The sequence below is a fragment of the Coprococcus sp. BIOML-A2 genome, assembly GCF_009875795.1.
Classification (GTDB): Bacteria; Bacillota; Clostridia; order Lachnospirales; family Lachnospiraceae; genus Coprococcus; species Coprococcus aceti.
Genome location: NZ_WWSI01000005.1, coordinates 285641 through 303881, shown reverse-complemented (window position 1 = coordinate 303881; position 18241 = coordinate 285641). Strand labels below are relative to the sequence as shown.

Genomic DNA, 18241 nt, shown 5'->3' with positions numbered 1-18241 from the left:
ACGAGGGGCTGTGTATGAGTGAGGAATACATAACGCTGGATGGATTGTGTCAGCAGCTTTCAATATCGAGGGCAACGGGGCGGAACTGGCTCAGACTTGGGAAAATTGAATCACAGGGCATAGATTCGGCCGGTCAGATGTATTTCACAGAGGAGTACGTAAGTAATCTGAAACAGTCACTGGAAACTGGCGAACGAAGGTCGCTCAGAAGCCGGCGAAATAAGCGGTATGTGTCCGGCAAAGGATTGTATGACAGATATGTGTCAGACATTTGCGAGAGTACAGACACAGTAAAAAGTCTGGTGGATAAGCTGGAGAGGCAGAATATATGTGTGACTGAGATGGTCATGAGAACTCTGCTGGCGGATTGTGCACTCAAGCTGCTGGTAAGCAGTGGTGAGATTACTGTTGACAGAGAAATATTCCCTGCATATATAGATGGAAGCTTGACAATTGGTGTATGGAGTGCGCTGATCGATGATATAATTCAGGACAAAAAAGCAGCATTATCATGGGCAAATAATAACAAAAATCTTATGGACACCAATTACTATTATCAAAAGGGGGAGGACGTACTTGGACTTCTCTATATGTCTATAAGAGATGCAGGCAGCCGGAAGGCGGCTGGTTCATATTATACGCCGACAAAGGTAGTAAGAACGCTGATAAGTGATGTGACCGGTGATATGGGAAGCAGAATATCTGAGGGCGGTAAGCGATTATTCGATCCATGTTGCGGAACCGGTAATTTCCTTATACAGCTTCCGGATGATATAGAACTAAATAATATATATGCGTGCGATATAGATGAACTCAGTGTACAGCTTGCGAGGTTCAATCTGGCACTTGGGAGATTGTCCGGAAGAAGACATGTCAATGTGGACGAAGCGATCTGGACAATATATGAGCACATAGAGCGCAGAGACTTCATTTCAGAATACAGGAATGATTCAGAATGTGGTGGGGATGATAAGAAGCTCTTGGCTGATCCGGGATATGACATCATCATCGGTAACCCGCCGTGGGGATATACATTTGACAGGGAGACACGGACATTACTCAGGAAAGCATACAGAACTGCAGCCGGAAGGGGCGTGGAGTCGTCTGATGTGTTCGTGGAGTGTGCGCTGAAGCTGTTGACAGATGAAGGAGTTCTTGCATTTGTGCTGCCGGAGGCATTGTTAGATGTACATAATCATAAGACGATCAGGGAGATCATAGCCGAATCGGCAAATGTGAGCCGGGTGAGTTTCCTTGGCGATGCATTCTATGGTGTGCAATGTCCATCGTTGGTGCTGCAGCTTGAAAAGAGTTCTGATCCTGGACATAGCAAAGGTGCGGTGATCGAGAGAGACGGTAGAGAGTTTGTTGTAGGAACGGACAGGCCGCTTGGCAGTGAGAATTTTATGCTTAGGCTCACTGATGATGAGTACAGGCTGCTTTGCAGAATAGAAAATACAGATAACTGTGAATTTCTGCGTGGACAGGCAGATTTTGCACTGGGAATAGTGACCGGGGATAATGCGAAATATGTGTCCACAGAATGCGGAGAGGGAATGGAGGCAGTGATAACCGGAGCAGATGTATACAGATACAGATGCGGAAAAACGGAAAAATATATGTATCCGGAACTTACCCTGTATCAGCAGGCGGCGCCGCTGGAGCTTTACCGGGCTCCGGAGAAACTGATCTACAGGTTTATCAACAGACAGCTTGTATTTGCATATGACGACAGGCAGAGGCTTACGTTGAACAGTTGCAATGTGGTCATTCCACATATACCGGGACTTGATATGAGATATATCATGGCGATACTCAATTCAAGGGTGGCGCAGTACATATATGAGAAGCGGTACAACGCAGTGAAGGTTCTGAGATCCCATATAGAGAATATTCCTGTTCCAGTAGCAGACGAGGAGACACAGAGACGCATAATCTCAAAGGCAGAAGAGCTTATGGCAGAAGAACTTATCACAGAAAGTTCTGTGAATTCAGAAATGCAGACGTACAAGACAGGTAAAGACCATTTGCAGCGATACAGATTGTATGAAGAGATAGATGACATTGTTAGGAAGCTGTACTCAGTTACCGATGAAGAGTACGAGTTCATAAAGCAGTCTTTATCCGGTGACAAATATATGTTATAAAAATAATATACTTTAATTGATCAGGAAGAGGAAGAGACTATGAATAATATACTGCTTATAAACGATATGGCTGGTTATGGAAAGGTTGCACTTTCTGCGATGATCCCTATTATGTCCAATATGAAATTCCAGGTGTACAACCTGCCGACGGCATTGGTGTCCAACACGCTTGATTACGGAAAGTTTGATATTCTGGAGACGACCGGATATATGAAGAACAGCATGAGAGTGTGGGGTGAGCTTGGATTTACATTTGACACCATAGCAACCGGATTTCTTGTATCGGAGGAACAGACCAGGCTTGTGGCTGAGTTCTGTGAGAAGAAGAAAGACCAGGGGGCGTTTATATTTGTCGATCCGATCATGGGCGATGACGGAATCCTGTACAACGGTGTTACGGAGAATACGGTTGACTATATGAGACAGATGTGCAAAGTGGCGGATCTCATAGTGCCAAACTGCACAGAAGCAGCATTTCTTGCCAGCAAATATACTGACAATAGGATACTGACCATGGCGGAGGCCGAAGATCTGGCACATACGCTTCACGGATATGGAGCAAAGACCGTAGTTATTACCAGCGTGAATATAGATGGACAGACAAGCACTCTCCTGTTGGATGGCGAGACAGACAAAATGAACGTGTTCCCATATACAGAGATTCCTGTGAGATTTCCGGGAACCGGTGATATATTCTCTGCTGTGCTTATCGGAAAGTACAGAGGCGGACACAGCATAGAAGACAGTGTGCAGTCAGCCATGAAAGTGGTGGAGAAGCTTATAGCCTTGAACAAGGACAATGTTGACAAGTACAAGGGAATCCCTCTTGAACAGTACATAGAGGTGATAACGGAATGAGCAGACCGCAGATCAAGATAACACTCATAGACCGCAAAGGCCCTCACGGCTGCCACAGGGGGCATAAGATAGGTGACAGCTACGATTTTGATACTGAGCGAGGGCAGCTCTGTCCCATGGCCATGCATGTGGCATTTCCATATGTGGATATTCTTAGATATGGTGGAACCATCCCGGGAAATGAGCCGGGAACTGCAGTGTTCTGTTGTCCTGATGTGGACACGATCAATGTGTTCAGGATAGAGGTTGTCCAGCCTGAGCAGGATAAGAATTGACAAATAAACGGCAAAGAGACAGCTAAAGAAGCGGTGTATCGGAAGAAAAAAACTCCCTTATATAATATAATACATGGTAAGTAAGACAGATGTATTTATCAAGTATGGGAGGTGGCACATATGGCAGGATGCAGAGCGCATTACAATATATATGCATGGATAATTGCTGTGGTTATGTGCGTCTCATATCTTGGAGTTTGTGGGCTTTACAACGTGAATGTCAGGAATTACTCCGCCCACTCAATATCATCACTGGGTGAGAGCCGGGGAATAGATGCCGGTAACAACGATGTTCTCATGGTGGACAGCTCTGCGGGAATCGCGATCCAGACAAGGAATATCCGCACGGGAAATTCGGAAGAATCCATAGACGACACATGGATGCTGTCGGCAGTCCTTGTGGCATTGCTCTTAAGTCTGATATTCTGTGTATGTGCATCTGCAGGCAGATGTCCTGAGGTGACGAACAGCCGCAGGTGGATACTCCTGGAATATATACACAGGTCAGACGGGAAGAAACGCACCTTCATTGGGAATTAAATGTAATAGAGATTACCAGTGAAGGAGAGATAATTATGGCAATGGATATATTGGCTTATACATTTGGGGTTATAGCACTCGTAGCAGCAATCAAATGCTTTGTGGACGAAAACTGGGGCGAGAAGATGCACCGTGAATCAGAGGATATCACGGCTCCAGATGCAAAAGACATGACTCAGGATAAGAAGGCAGCTTAGATGATAAGCAGTTTAACCAGACAATAAAATAGAGAGAGAATTAATGATCCCACAGATATTATTATGGATATCTGTGGGATCATTTTTATTTTTTCATCCGGTTAAGCTCCGGTATTACGGTTAACAGCATTGTGAAAAAGCATGCGCTTCCTCCGAGTATATTTGATATAGGTTCAGCCATGAATACGCCATTTGTTCCGAGATGGAAAGCATACGGCAGCAGGTATGTAAGAGGGACTACGATGATCGCCTTTCTGAGCAGAGAGAAGAAAATCGCCTGCTTTTTCTTGTTCAGTGATTTGAAAGTAGTCTGGCCGATATACTGAAGCAGCATAAATGCAAATGCAGCGAAATATATTTTGAGAGCCGGGATGGAGTCACTTATAAGTGAACTGTCTGAGCTGAATACAGATATAAGTGCTCCCGGAGCAATCAGGATGATTCCCCATGCTATGACCATATATATCACTGCAAGCAGAGACATGATGGCTATGGATTTTTTGACATGATCGGGCTTTCTGGCTCCATAATTGTAGCTGATGACTGGGGAAGCACCTTCGGCTATTGACCAGATAGGAGTTTCGACGATCTGTCTGACGCTTGACACGATGGTCATGACTGACACATAGACATCGCCTCCGGTACGTGACAGGACACTGTTACAGCATATTGATACAAGGCTGTTTGTGAGCTGCATCACAAATCCAGCGGTTCCCAGACTGACAATATCCTTTGCATATGTCACACACTCCCTGAATTGTCCCAATGAAAGCAGCTTTACCTGCAATTCGGCTTTGTTCTTCAGAAAGTAGAGGACAAAAGCGGCAGACATGATCTGCGATATCACGGTGGCTATGGCCGCACCTCTGACGCCGAGATGTAGGACAAATATAAATACGGGATCGAGAATACAGTTGGCGGCAGCACCGACGGCCACTGTCAGCATACCTGTTACAGAATATCCCTGTGCATTGATGAATGGGTTCATGCCTGTTGATACCATGGATGGCAGAGTGCCAAGCAGATATATCATCATATATGGGTACGCATATGTGAGTGCGCTTTCCGATGCTCCGAACAGGACCAACAGCGGTCTTGCAAATATCATACCGACAGCCATGAGAATAATGGCAGCACCACATAACATAGTGAAGGCTGTATTCATTATGGTATCTGCGGTTTTATCATCCCCCATCCCTCTTCTGATTGAGAACAGAGGGGAACCGCCACTGCCAAACAGATTGCTGAAGGCAGTGATTATGATGGTGATCGGGAAACAGAGACCGACTCCGCCGAGAGCAGCGGTGCCCACATCAGGTATTCTTGCTATGTAGATCCGGTCGATCACGTTGTACAGAAGACTTATGAGCTGAGCCACTAGCATAGGCATGGCCACACCGAGTATATTTTGAGTTATCTTTCCATTTTCAAAGTTTACTCTTTTCATAGATTTCATTCCTTACAAAATGTATTGAATAGTTTACTTTCATATAATAGAACTGCAGTTAAAAATAATCAATAGACGTATATGGGGGTGTGTTATAGATATGAAACTACCTTCTCAATCATATTTTGTTTAAAGTGATTAAAAAATAATTAATATTTAACTAAATTAAGTTTGACTATTAGGTAGAGCTTAACTAATATGAAAACAGAAATGTATAATGTATATAGAACAAATGGAATGACAGGAGACAATATTATGAAGATCAAGCCAAATGATGTTATGATCAGGTATACAGGACGTATTGACTGGACAGATGCGGAGAAGCCGGTGTGGGTATATCCTTGTACATCTGCGGAGATGAAATTTACGGGCAATACTCTTAAGATAAAGGTGTCCAACAGGAATAACTATTGGGACAATTATCTTGGATGTATAATCGATCAGTCGCAGAGAAGTTATCTTTTAAATAAAGAGGGAATTACGGAACTTGATATAGTTGTTCCGGATAACGATACAAATGAACATTGTGTACTGTTCTTCAAGAGACAGGATGCATGCCATGAGGTAACAATACTTGAGTATGAGATCGGAGATGGGGAGAGACTTCTTCCTTTGAAACCGCTGTCAGGCAGGCGAATAGAGGTGTATGGAGACTCGGTGTCAGCGGGCGAGGTATCGGAGGCTGTCGACTGCGTTGGAAAGGAAGACCCAGTACACAATGGTGGTTATTCAAACAGCTGGTATTCGTATGCGTGGATTACTGCAAGAAAGCTGAAAGCACAGATTCATGACATAGCCCAGGGAGGGATAGCTCTCATGGACAGGATAGGATGGTTCCAAGAGCCGAATCAGATTGGCATGGAAAGTGTGTGGGATAAGGTTCACTACAACCCTACATTTGGTCCGGTGACACAGTGGGATTTCTCCCAGTACACACCTCAGGTTGTTATAGTTGCTATAGGACAGAATGACAACCATCCGTATGATTTTATGAAAGATGACTATAACGGCAGGCAGGCGGAAACGTGGCGTGACCATTACATGAAATTTCTGGGAAAACTCAGGAAGACATATCCGGATGCACACATAATCTGCTGTACCACACTTCTCTGTCACGACTGTTCATGGGACAAGGCTATAGATGAAGTGGTTGACACTATGAATGATAAAATGATAACTCATTATGTATATGGAAGAAACGGATGCGGCACGCCAGGACATTTGAGGATACCGGAGGCGTGTGAGATGGCAACGGAGCTGACCGAATATATAGAAGGTCTCGAAATTGAGGGGTGGAATTAAATTATATCCTAACTTAGAGGTAAGATAGGATTATTAATGAGCTGATGTTCAAATATGGAGGATGAACCATGGAAAATTATGATCTTGAAAGAATAAAATCAGTTATACAGCGCGCCCAGAGTGGACAGGAACTTACAATAGGTTTCCTTGGCGGTTCGATAACGCAGGGAAGTCTGGCGACGGAGCATGAAAATACTTATGCATACAGGGTATACAAGTGGTGGTGTGATACATTCCCACAGGCAAAGTTCAATTATGTGAATGGCGGAATAGGTGGCACAGACTCATACTATGGTGTGTCCAGGGCTGTGACTGATGTGCTCATGTATCAGCCGGACTTTGTGGTTGTGGATTTCAGTGTAAATGATGTGGATAACATATATTGTGAAGAGACCTTTGAGGGTGTGCTGAGAACACTGCTTGGCTGGTCATCAAGACCGGCGGTGGTGGTGCTCAATAACGTTTTCTACGACACGGGTGTAAGCACCCAGGATATTCACAACAGACTTGCGGATCACTATGGAGTGCCACATGTGAGCGTGCACGACACCATATACAGGCGGATGAAGGCGGGAGAATATAACAGGATCGACATAACCCCGGATGGACTTCATCCAAATGACAAGGGACATGGTCTGGTAGCCGGTGAGATAACAAAGTTTCTTGAGAGAATTATGGATGATCTCATACAAGATGAGAATTTGGCTGATGACTCAAATACGGATACCGCAGATGCTGGCGCGGACACAGAGAATGATATCCAGGACGAATCAGCCTGCTCATGTGTACTTCCGGCACCTGTGACCGCAAATGCTTATGAGTATGCAAAGAGGCTTACCATACGCGAGATATGTCCTAAGCTTTCAGGGTTCAGGGCTGATACTCATGAGAAGATGGGACACCTTGATCATTTCAAGAATGGATGGATCGGAGAAAATGCCGGTGATAGCATAACATTTGAACTTGAGGGCAACTGCATAGGAATACAGTACAGAAAGACAATATCAAGACCTGCTGTCAGGGCTCAGGCTGTGCTTGATGGAGATGTTGAGCATCCGGTTTTATTGGATGGCAATTTTGATGAGGACTGGGGTGATTGTCTGTATATAGAGCCTGTGCTTCATCACGATGAGAAGAAGAAACACACACTTGAGATAACGGTTCTTGATGATGAGTGTGTGGGTACAACACCATTCTATCTTATGTCCATAATAGTTGCATGATAAGTATGTGATTAAGAGAATGACAATGTTCAGATTGGCATAGATATTTGAAGAATTAAATTAAAATAAACAATATTGTGTATTGCAATATTGGGGATAGAGGACTATTATTAGCTCAGATGTACAAAGAGGTACTGCAGAATCTTGCAGTGCCTCTATTTTTTTATGATGAATTTTATATCCGTACAGATTTTTGAGGAGGATGATATTATGACACCGATGAACAATGCAGATTATCTTATCAGATTGCAGCACGCAGATGAACTTGACGCTATGAAGGCAGCAAAAAAGGCAAGCGGACTCACATATGAGGCGCTGGCAGAGAAAATAGGTGTGAATAAAGTATGGCTCGCATCAGCATTTGAGGGACAGCAGTATGTGCCTGAAGAATATTGCGATAAGCTTGCAGAAGCACTGGGAATAGATAAGTCAGCCACGGCATTTCTCGCAGAGCACCCATATAAAGGCAACACGGATCCTATTCTCTACAGACTTCATGAGGTCATTGATACATATGGCCCTGCCATCAAGGACATAATCCACGAGCAGGGCGGAAATGCCATCATGAGTGCCATCGATTTTGGCCTTGACGTGGATGTGACTGAGGATGCCGAGGGCAACCACAGAGTCATCATCAAGTTTGACGGAAAACTCCTGCCATATGCCAAGAAAGGACAGTATCCTTGGTAGAGTTGATGTGTTGACATTACAACTGTTGTAAGGTTTAATATCATGTGGGGACGGAGAGGACAGGTACCTCCGTCCCCATCAACATGAAAGACGAGGACATACATAATGGAGAAGAACCTTACGACCGGCAGTGTGCCAAAGACGATGGCGTATTTTGCGCTGCCTTATCTTTTATCTTATTTTCTGCAAACATTATATGGGATGGCGGATCTGTTCATCATAGGACAGTTCTGTGGCAATGATGCCGGTGCGACCACTGCGGTGGCAAATGGCTCCCAGATCATGCACATGATCACTGTGATCCTTGTGGGACTGGCCATGGGAACCACAGTCGTCATAGGAAAAGCGGTTGGGGCGAAGATGCTTCAGGATGCACAGGCGGCCATCGGCAACACTGTCACCATATTCATGATAATATCAGTGTCACTTACAGTGATACTTCTGATATTCATAAACCCTATAGTTGCAGTTATGGATACCCCTGCGGAGGCGGTCAAAGGAATCACTGATTATCTTGTAGTCTGCTTCATAGGAATTCCATTTATCACGGCATACAATGTAATAAGTTCCATATTCAGGGGGCTCGGCGATTCTAAAAGTCCGATGTACTTCATCGCCATCGCATGTGCCCTCAATATTGCACTAGATTATATATTTATAGGAGCCTGTGGTCTTGGCCCGCTCGGAGCGGCCCTTGGAACAACGCTAGCTCAGACGTTCAGTGTCATCATATCATTTGCCGCAATAAAGAGGATGAATACAGGGCTGAAGCTCACGAGAAATGACTTTGTTCCGAGAAAAACCGTGCTCGGCGAGATAGTGAAGATCGGTCTCCCGGTGGCTGTTCAGGACGGATGCATACAGATCGCTTTCATTGTGATAACAGTCATAGCCAACAACCGTGGTGTTAATGATGCCGCGGCAGTTGGAGTTGTGGAGAAGATGATAAGCTTTATATTCATAGTGCCATCCTCCATGCTGGCAACTGTATCCGCGCTTGCCGCCCAGAATATAGGAGCGGGAAAGCACGACAGGGCGGAGCAGGTCCTGAGATACGCACTGGGGATCATAGTGGCTTATGGAGTCATTGCAATAGCTGTTGTTGAACTGTTTGCACCTGAGCTCGTGGGACTTTTCAGCAAGAACAAGGTGGTTGTGACCATGGGTGTCCAGTATATAAGCAGCTATATCGTGGACTGCGTATTTGCGGGAATACATTTCAGTTTCACCGGATATTTCTGTGCCTATGGCAAATCCTACATAGGATTTATACACAATATGATAGCCATAGTATGTGCAAGGATTCCGGGATCTTACATTGCATCTATCATGTATCCAGACACATTGTTCCCGATGGGATTTGCGGCACCGGCTGGATCATTTATATCCATAGTGATATGCGTGGGAGCATTTGTGTGGATGAAGAGGCGCGGTACGCTGTATAAGGCCAACTTATAAGAGATATGTATTTGGTGATAGGAATGTTTATTGTGCGTTCATTTCGTAAAGGTATTATGATCGTTCGGATACAAGTGGCAGTTCATTGATCATCAGTCGTGAGGAATATCATGGAACCTTCCGTCCAGCTCCTCGGTCTTGACCACGTTGATAAATGCGTGCTCATCGATCCCGCGGATCATCGGTATGAGCTCACGCTTCGCTTCCGAGTTGATGACGGAGTAGATGAGGGTTTTCTCCTTCTCCTCGTAACATCCGACACCCTTGAACAGAGTAGCGTCATGGTGAGTCAGGTCGCTGATGGCGTGGTAGATCTCATTTGACTTGTCGGAGATGATGAACAACGTTTCTTTCTTATATCTCTTATACAGAAGCTGGATCACCTGCGTGCTGCAGAACTGGTAGATGATGGAGTACAGAGCCTTTGACCAGCCGAACAGTGCACCGGCGGCGATCAGCATCACGATGTTTCCGAGTAGTATGTAGTTCCACGCATCTATACCCTTCTGGTGGGACAGGAATATGCTGATGAAATCAGTTCCCCCGGTGCTGGTTCCAACGTTCAGGCACAGGCTGATGGCGAGTCCGTTGATGAGACCGCCGAACAGGCTTACAAGCATTATGTCGTCAGTGAATACATATGATGGCAGAATATCCACAAATATACTCGACAGAAGAATGACTATGATCGAATAGAGGGTAAATCTTTTGCCGATATATTTGTATGATATGTATGTGGGAAACAGATTCAGTCCAATGTTGAACACTGCAAAAGGCACGCTTATGTGCAGAAATTTTATTCCAATGTTCTGGAGAAGCAGGGATGCTCCGGAGAACCCGCTTGGAAACAGTCCTGCGGTCTTGGCAAAGCATCGGAGATTCCATGCGTATAGTATAGATGCAAATACGACGATGAACAGGCGGAATATCTGATAAAATCTTGGGTGTTTTAACTCTAGAGATTGAAACATAGCGGTACCTCCTTTGTAAGTGTCACTGTAAAATGCGGTTAATTTTCAAATGGGCGAACCCTCAAAGTCACGCCTAAATCCTTGCATATCTGGCGGCATCGCTTGATCTTATCCTCGGGCATGACCTTGTCAACAACTGTCATGACAACGTGTGGCACGTACCTTTTGGCAAGAACGGCAAAATCCTTGATGGCCGCGTAGGACTGGATCCCATAGCGTGATCTGGTCAGTTCAAGAAATTCATTTTCATCAGGGGCGTTCAGGGATATTGATACAGTGTCGAATCGGCCCTCAAGCTCTGGTGTGACATCTCTCCCATATATAAGATTGGCAAGTCCGATGGTGTTGAGACGGACTTTGAGATTGGGATATGTGTTTTTCAGTGAATCGATCACCGCGCACACGTCTTCAAGTCTCTCAAGAGGCTCGCCAAATCCACAAAATACAAGTTCATTTATGATATTCAGGTCATACTTTGAGAAAAGCTCCAGAACCTCCTCTATAGAAGGCTCGCCATCCTTCAGCCAGAGAGTATTGTTCTCCTGCTGCTTTTTTGTCTGCCTCAGGCAGAACACACAGCTGCATGGACATTTGTTTGTCATGTTTACATATATATTTTTGCCTGTGAGATCCCCGCTCTTTGCAATGTCGAGGTAACCTTCCTCACCGACTTTTCCGGTTACAGTGTATAAAACCATAGTTGAATCTCCAATCGTTTAAGTTATTCCTCAGTCAGATCTTTCATGTACATCTCAAAGCATAGTCCCCAGTTCTCCGGAACATTGTTCTCAACGCAGTAGCTTATGCACTTTGATACGTATGAAGCGGCCTTTTTCACGGACTCATAGACGCTGTGTCCGTTCAGATACATACCCGCAATGATGGCTGCGATCACATCTCCGGTGCCGCTCCTGTCGCCGCCGATCCTGTCAACCATGACCATCTGGAAATCCTCATCCTTGTTGTATATGAAGTTGGCTATCTGAGTCTTATTGAAATGTATTCCGGTCACAACGATATGTTCCGGTCCCTGCTCCGCCAGGGTCATGCACATTTGCTTTAGCTCGTTCACGGTTACAGTGTGCTCCGGATATGGAAGATCAAGGAGGGTGCAAAGCTCCGTCAGATTAGGAGTGATAATGTCGGCATATTTTACAAGCTCCTTCATCTTGCTGCACATAGACGCGGTATAGGTTGGGTACAGCTTGCCGTAGTCACCCATGACTGGATCGACGATAACAAAATTCTTCTCGTTTTTAAAGTATTTGATAAAGTCGATAACTATATCAACCTGTTCCTCAGAGCCGAGAAATCCTGTGGATATGGCATCAAACTGTAGCTCTAGATCTTTGTAGGTCTGGATGTAATCCCGCATTTTTGGTGTGTAGTCATCAAAGTAAAATATAGGAAACTGCGTATGTGTAGATAGTATTGCCGTCGGCACAGTGACTGCCTGGATCTTCATGGCGGACACTATCGGTGCCATGACAGCGATGGAACATCTTCCGAATCCTGTAACATCATTTATTAGAGCGATTTTTTTCTGCATCTTAGTTCTCCAAATTCAATAAATATAGTAGATTTTATCATCAAATACAGGTGTGTTCAATATTTGAATTCCGTCAGACCAAGTGAAATTTATGTTCAAAAGGGAGAGAATAGATAAAATTTCCACATTGCCCCATATCTTGATACGTAGTAAAATATAACCATATTTTGCTGCGCTTCAGGAGGAATGAGTATGAATGAAGTCGTTTTGAAGATATATGTCTTTTTATCGATCATAATAGCCGCTACAGATATTATACTGGGTATGAAATCCATAAAAAAGAATAAGACGACTGGAAGGTTTCTGGGACTTGCCTGCATAGGAGCAGCTATAGTCGATATCAGTTATCTTATCAGCATTATAAGTGATTCGTATATGGCCATGTCCGTCATGTCGAGTATATATTTCGTAAGCATTGATTATATGCTGGTATGTCTGCTCATATTTATTGTTTATTTTACAAAAGGACGTTTTTCAAAGTATGGAAGAGCAGCGATAGGCGTCTGCTTTTTTTACTGTTTGTATGAGCTTGTAATATTTGCCATAAACCCATTCAAAAATATAGCGATAGGGTATGTCAGAAGAGACACCGTGATAGCAAAATACAGCTATGATATGAAACCGCTGTATGATATGCATCTGGTTTTTTCATATGCGCTGGTGGGAGTGGTACTCATACTACTTGTAAAGAAACTTTGCAAGATCCCACATGAATATCGTTTGCAGTACAGCAGTGTCATTCTGGGACTTCTTGCGCTTGTCGGGATAAATGCAATATTTCTCTACGTTCCGGGAGCTGAGGTATACAAACTTCTGGATTATTCCATCTGTGGCTATAGTCTTACATCATATATTCTGTACTGGAGCTGCTTTAATTATTCAACCCATGGAATGCTCAACAAACTAAAGACAAACATATTCGAGAATATAGGTCAGGGAATAGTTTTGTTTGATTATGACAATCATTTGATCCTGCACAATGACAGGGCGGATGATTTCCTTGGAAAGGAACTCCTCTGCAAATGTGAGAATCTGCAGCAGTTTCTTGAGACGTATGATCTGTCCGTTGATCTTGCAGCTGATGACGACAGTTTTTCTCTGCAGTGCTATATAAAAGGTGATGATGGAGACAGACCTTTAAGGTGCGATATCAGAAGGCTTGACAACAAGGAAGGCCGCAGACTTGGTCAGATGTTTGTATTTTCTGATATATCTCTGGAGACGGATATGCTTACAGGATTTCAGAAATGGGATAGCTTTCAGAGACTTGCCATGGAAGAGGTGGACCATTTTACGTTTCCGGTTGGAGTGGCAATATGCGATATCAACGGATTGTCTGTGATCAACAGCACTCGTGGTAATCAGGCGGGTGACCAGAGGATAAATGCACTTGCGGGCATCATGAGAAAGAACTTTCCGGAGAGAACATATTATGTCAGGGGTATTGATGCGCACCTGATAGCACTTTGCAGTCACAGCAGTGAGGAAGAGATGGCTGCATGTGTCGAAAAGGTCAAAGAACAGTATGATGGAAGTATACAGTATGCAGTGGGGGTGGCTGCGGATGAGGGACAGAGCATAGTCGCTGCAATCATTGATGCGGCAACAGCCATGAAGACAAAAAAGCTTGTGGACAGTGAATCATCGCACTCAGATATGCTGACATCACTCATAAGGGCTCTTGAGGAGTGCGACAGCGATACGGAACAGCATGTGCGTCGTACACAGGAGCTGGGGGCTGAGCTTGGCAGACGAATAGAGCTGTCAGATATCCAGCAGAGCAAGCTGGCGCTGCTTTGTCTGCTCCATGACATAGGGAAGGTAGGAGTTCCTATGGAGATACTCAATAAGCCGGGAAAACTCACGGATGAGGAATGGAAGATCATGCGTTCCCACGTTGAGAAGGGTTATGAGATCGCCATGAGCAACACAGAACTCAGACAGATCGCGGAGGAGATAAGGCATCATCATGAGAGATGGGATGGAAATGGATATCCGGATGGACTGAGCCGTGAAAGCATACCGGTTCTGTCACGTGTGATCGCGGTGGTCGATGCATTTGACGCAATGATCAATGACAGACCTTACAGAAAGGGTATGCCGATATCAAAAGCGATAGAAGAATTAAAGAGCTGCGCGGGCAGCCAGTTTGATCCATATATAGTTTCGGAGTTTATCAGGCTTGTATCAGAGAAGTATGCAGATTCGCTGGCAGCTGACTCAAAGCAGAGAGCTGCTGATGGTGGTGTCGGTGCAGATGGTAATGAAGAGAATGTTGGTGATCGAACTGCCCCAGGAGATGGTCTGGCGGACGCTGATGGTGATGGCGCCAGCACAGACGACGAACAGACAGAGATCCGGATTATGGCGCGCAGACAGATGGTGGATTTTACTGAATATGGCAAGGATGCGTTTCGTGTACATACAGTCAAATATAGCAGATATCTGGTGGATGAAAACTGGAGGATCATATCTGTAGACGATAATTTTGAGGAGCTTACGGGTTACAGCAAGGAGGACATAGAGAATAATATCATAACCCAGATCGACCTTATACCGGACGAGGATAAAACAGAATATCTCTGTCAGGTAAATGCGAATCTGGCAAAGAGCACATTTGTATTTCAGGAACACAAGATACATAGGAAGGATGGCAGGGATATATATGTATTATGTACTGGAAGAATGTTTTATGATTCGGCACTTCAGAAAGACAGAGGAGAAATAGTAATAGTGGATGTATCAAGTACATATGCTTTGAAGATGCTGACAGATGCGGAGCAGAATAAGGCGGATGTGAGACTCAGAAACTGGGAGAATACCTATCGTACAGATCCCCTCACAGGACTTTTGAACCATGCGGCATTTAGAAGTGACATGGAGCAGAGACTTCTTGAGTGTACGCACACAGCGGTGATGATCATGATGGATGTAGACAGATTCAAGCAGTACAACGACACCTACGGACATCACAATGGCGACAAATATCTTGTCCTTGTGGCACAGACGCTGCAGGCGGCACTCCGCGGTGATGACCATGCATGCCGTATGGGCGGTGATGAATTTGCAGCCATGCTGTTCTTCAACAAGAGTGTGTCTGATGACGTGATAAGGGAACGTGCCCAGCAGATATTTGACAAGGTGAATCTGACTGTGAAGGCCACAGAGGGAGGAACAGGAATCTCCATGGGTGCGGTGATCGCAAGAACTGAACTGACATTCAACGAGATGTATGAGGAGGCGGATAACGCCCTCTATGATGTTAAGGAGAGTGGAAGAGGCAGGATTGAGGTGAAGAGGCATGGGGAGTAGATTTAAGGGCGTCTGATTTGTGAAAGTGATGAGGTATTGCTTATGATAAAACGAAAATTTGCAACATTTATGTTGACATTAATGCTGGTGATGACAGGTGTATCGACGATTCGTGTGATAGGCTATGCGCAGGAAGAATCTTCTGGTTCATCAACAAATCCCCAAGAGGGAGTTACAGAATATAAGTACAGTGCTGAAAGTGATCCTCAAAAAGGTGTCGCATTAAAGGTTGAATGGAACGAACCCAAATTAGGAGAGGATACAACATTCCACGTTTCGGCGGATGGTGGCAGTGGCCGGTATTTGTTTAGAATGGATGCACCGAGTTATTCCAATCCGGGTGAGTATAGTTTTGAATCCGTGGCGGATCCAAGCCGCGGAGCGTGGATTCAATATACAGATGAGTGTGAATCTCACGACTTTGAATTCACAATGACTGCTTCGGGAGTCTATAACTTCAGGTTTTATGTAATGGACAAGACGTCAGGTGTCTATTATATGCGTGTGAGCACCAATATACAGGTATCTGACAAGGCTTATCCGAGCGTGGGTGACATCGTGAATGCTGCGGTAAAAAAGTGTAGCAAGGAGACAGATGGTTCAGACTATGAAAAGGCATTGTGGCTGCATGACTGGCTGTTGCAGCAGCTTGATTACGATCATTCCCTGAAATGGTCTTCGGCAGAGAGCGCACTGACACGAAAGCTGGGGACATGTCAAGCCTATGAGAGTGCCTATTCAAAACTGCTTACTGCAGCCGGCATAACAAATGCTGAGACAAGGGATACCTATGATGGACATACCTGGAATGCCATGAAGCTGGATGGCAAATGGTATCAGGTGGACTGTACATGGGATGATACAAAGGACAATTATTATAACTTTGATCAAACGCATTTGTATTTTGGACTGACGGATGAACTCATGGCGTTGGCACACAACGGTCATGATCAGATTTATACGGCAAGCGGTTATGGTACACGTTCCACAAGTCTGGCAGATAACTATTTTGTCAGGAACGGAGATGCCGCAAAGTGGGCGCGAGCCTACGCTGAGAGGATTCAGAAAAATCTCAATGCAGGTAAAACCAAATTCGAAGTCAGCACTGACAATGCGTCATATCCGCCGAGCATTTCGGGTATTCAAAATGGGATTATCGCATATGCCTTAAATCAGATGACATGGAAGGCAGGAAGTAAAAAAGTTGCATTGCGAGTGGCAGGAACATCTACCAAGCTTTCTTTTACTGCAAAATACACGGACACAGTAAAGCGTGTGAGAATAGTATTTGCTCCAAATGGAGGTCGTGTGAGCTCCGGAAGTAAGATAGTCATTTGTGGAAAAACTTACGGAGCACTGCCGACACCGGCCAGAAGGGGATATACATTTGCAGGCTGGTATACAGCAAAGAGTGGCGGCAGCAGGATCGGCAGCAGTTCGGTTGTAAGGACCACCAGGAATCAGACATTATACGCAAGGTGGAAGCTGGTAAAGTATAAGATCCAGTACAGTCTTGGCAGGGGGACAAACAGCCGGTCGAATCCAGCCGGTTATACCGTTGTTTCCAGGACTATAGTCTTGAAGAATCCGGTCAGAAAGGGTTATACATTCAAGGGGTGGTACAGCGATCCAAAATTCAAGAAAAAGGTTACGAAGATTGCAGTCGGCAGCACCGGCAGCAGGAAACTCTATGCCAGGTGGGTGAGAAAATAAATTCGTATAAATCGATGCAAAACGATGAATAGCCCCTTTGTTGTCGAATTGTGAAAAGTGTGCGGATAATTTTCTGTGATGCGGAGGCTGCGGACGTCGGCTATATGGCTCCGGAGGACATCGCTGGCCGCGTAGAAGTTACCGGCCGTGGTGGCACAGTTCTTCAGCCGGGTGTGGATACACTGGAGCGGGCAAAAGATTTCCCACTGTCTGGACCTATACTCATCATCACGGACGGATACATAGAGGATGATCTCAAGGTCAGACGTGAGCACGCATATCTTATTCCGAATGGCAATAGACTTCCATTCAGGGCTAAAGGAAAGGTGTATATAGCCTTTTTAATAGCAAAAACTAAAATTCTCTTGCTATATTGCAAAAAGACGTATAAAATGCATGTGTATTTTTATGTTTTATATCTCAGTCTGGACTCTATTTTCGACAGAGATATACACTCCGTGAGGATTACTTAGCCGCTGATATGATATATGTCAGCAGAGCAGACTGGCAGCTTGTGGCAAGATTGCCAGCGAATCTTAAGAAGAACGACATTCAAATA

The 18241-nt window shown here is 44.8% G+C and carries 16 protein-coding genes; 12 read left to right on the top strand and 4 right to left on the bottom strand.

The features are described 5' to 3' along the window. The first annotated feature begins 14 nt into the window (after positions 1–14). From GT575_RS12080 to GT575_RS14955, 5 genes are all read left to right on the top strand, one after another. A complete protein-coding gene (locus GT575_RS12080) occupies positions 15–2147 on the top strand; it encodes a TaqI-like C-terminal specificity domain-containing protein (RefSeq protein ID WP_161172102.1) in 2133 nt (710 codons plus the stop codon). Positions 2148–2186: 39 nt separating this feature from the next. Further along, positions 2187–3005, top strand: coding sequence for a pyridoxamine kinase (locus GT575_RS12075; RefSeq protein ID WP_022216853.1), 819 nt, complete (start codon positions 2187–2189; stop codon positions 3003–3005). Beyond that, on the top strand, positions 3002–3280 hold the full coding sequence (locus GT575_RS12070) for a TIGR04076 family protein (RefSeq protein WP_022216852.1): 279 nt from the start codon (positions 3002–3004) through the stop codon (positions 3278–3280). Before GT575_RS12075 ends, GT575_RS12070 begins: the two co-directional genes overlap by 4 nt. 120 nt (positions 3281–3400) lie before the next feature. Further along, the gene (locus GT575_RS12065) at positions 3401–3820 is read left to right on the top strand and encodes a hypothetical protein (protein WP_117874479.1); all 420 of its coding nucleotides are present in this window, start codon (positions 3401–3403) and stop codon (positions 3818–3820) included. A gap of 35 nt (positions 3821–3855) precedes the next feature. Continuing rightward, positions 3856–4017, top strand: a complete 162-nt coding sequence (locus tag GT575_RS14955) for a hypothetical protein (RefSeq protein ID WP_022216273.1) — start codon at positions 3856–3858, stop codon at positions 4015–4017. 85 nt (positions 4018–4102) lie between these two features. Here the strand turns inward: GT575_RS14955 and GT575_RS12060 are convergent, their stop codons facing one another. Continuing rightward, positions 4103–5464, bottom strand: coding sequence for an MATE family efflux transporter (locus GT575_RS12060; RefSeq protein ID WP_022216274.1), 1362 nt, complete (start codon positions 5462–5464; stop codon positions 4103–4105). A gap of 255 nt (positions 5465–5719) precedes the next feature. Between GT575_RS12060 and GT575_RS12055 the strand changes: the two genes are divergently transcribed. From GT575_RS12055 to GT575_RS12040, 4 genes are all read left to right on the top strand, one after another. Continuing rightward, positions 5720–6766 (top strand): GDSL-type esterase/lipase family protein, encoded by a 1047-nt coding sequence (locus tag GT575_RS12055; RefSeq protein WP_022216275.1) that lies wholly within the window; start codon positions 5720–5722, stop codon positions 6764–6766. Positions 6767–6834: 68 nt separating this feature from the next. Continuing rightward, positions 6835–7989, top strand: coding sequence for an SGNH/GDSL hydrolase family protein (locus GT575_RS12050; protein WP_161172101.1), 1155 nt, complete (start codon positions 6835–6837; stop codon positions 7987–7989). 210 nt (positions 7990–8199) lie between these two features. Then, complete coding sequence (locus GT575_RS12045; RefSeq protein WP_015533612.1) at positions 8200–8679, top strand: cyanase; 480 nt, start codon at positions 8200–8202, stop codon at positions 8677–8679. Positions 8680–8784: 105 nt separating this feature from the next. Then, on the top strand, positions 8785–10137 hold the full coding sequence (locus tag GT575_RS12040) for an MATE family efflux transporter (protein ID WP_055273220.1): 1353 nt from the start codon (positions 8785–8787) through the stop codon (positions 10135–10137). A 92-nt stretch (positions 10138–10229) separates the two neighbouring features. Here the strand turns inward: GT575_RS12040 and GT575_RS12035 are convergent, their stop codons facing one another. From GT575_RS12035 to GT575_RS12025, 3 genes are read right to left on the bottom strand one after another with little or no spacing between them, the layout of a single operon-like run. Beyond that, the gene (locus GT575_RS12035) at positions 10230–11108 is read right to left on the bottom strand and encodes a YitT family protein (protein ID WP_055147563.1); all 879 of its coding nucleotides are present in this window, start codon (positions 11106–11108) and stop codon (positions 10230–10232) included. Positions 11109–11146: 38 nt separating this feature from the next. Next, positions 11147–11806, bottom strand: coding sequence for a TatD family nuclease-associated radical SAM protein (locus GT575_RS12030; protein ID WP_055147560.1), 660 nt, complete (start codon positions 11804–11806; stop codon positions 11147–11149). Positions 11807–11829: 23 nt separating this feature from the next. Continuing rightward, a complete protein-coding gene (locus tag GT575_RS12025) occupies positions 11830–12657 on the bottom strand; it encodes a pyridoxamine kinase (protein ID WP_161172100.1) in 828 nt (275 codons plus the stop codon). 192 nt (positions 12658–12849) lie between these two features. Here GT575_RS12025 and GT575_RS12020 point away from each other — a divergent pair, with 192 nt between their 5' ends. From GT575_RS12020 to GT575_RS14950, 3 genes are all read left to right on the top strand, one after another. Next, complete coding sequence (locus GT575_RS12020) at positions 12850–15969, top strand: diguanylate cyclase domain-containing protein (RefSeq protein ID WP_161172099.1); 3120 nt, start codon at positions 12850–12852, stop codon at positions 15967–15969. 42 nt (positions 15970–16011) lie between these two features. Beyond that, positions 16012–17682 carry an InlB B-repeat-containing protein gene (locus GT575_RS12015; RefSeq protein WP_243147886.1) on the top strand — a complete coding sequence of 557 codons (1671 nt, stop codon included), beginning with the start codon at positions 16012–16014 and terminating at the stop codon, positions 17680–17682. Between the two features lie 104 nt (positions 17683–17786). Next, entirely contained in the window at positions 17787–18155 is a 369-nt protein-coding gene (locus GT575_RS14950; RefSeq protein WP_192934994.1) for a hypothetical protein, read from the top strand. The last annotated feature ends 86 nt before the right edge of the window (positions 18156–18241 follow it).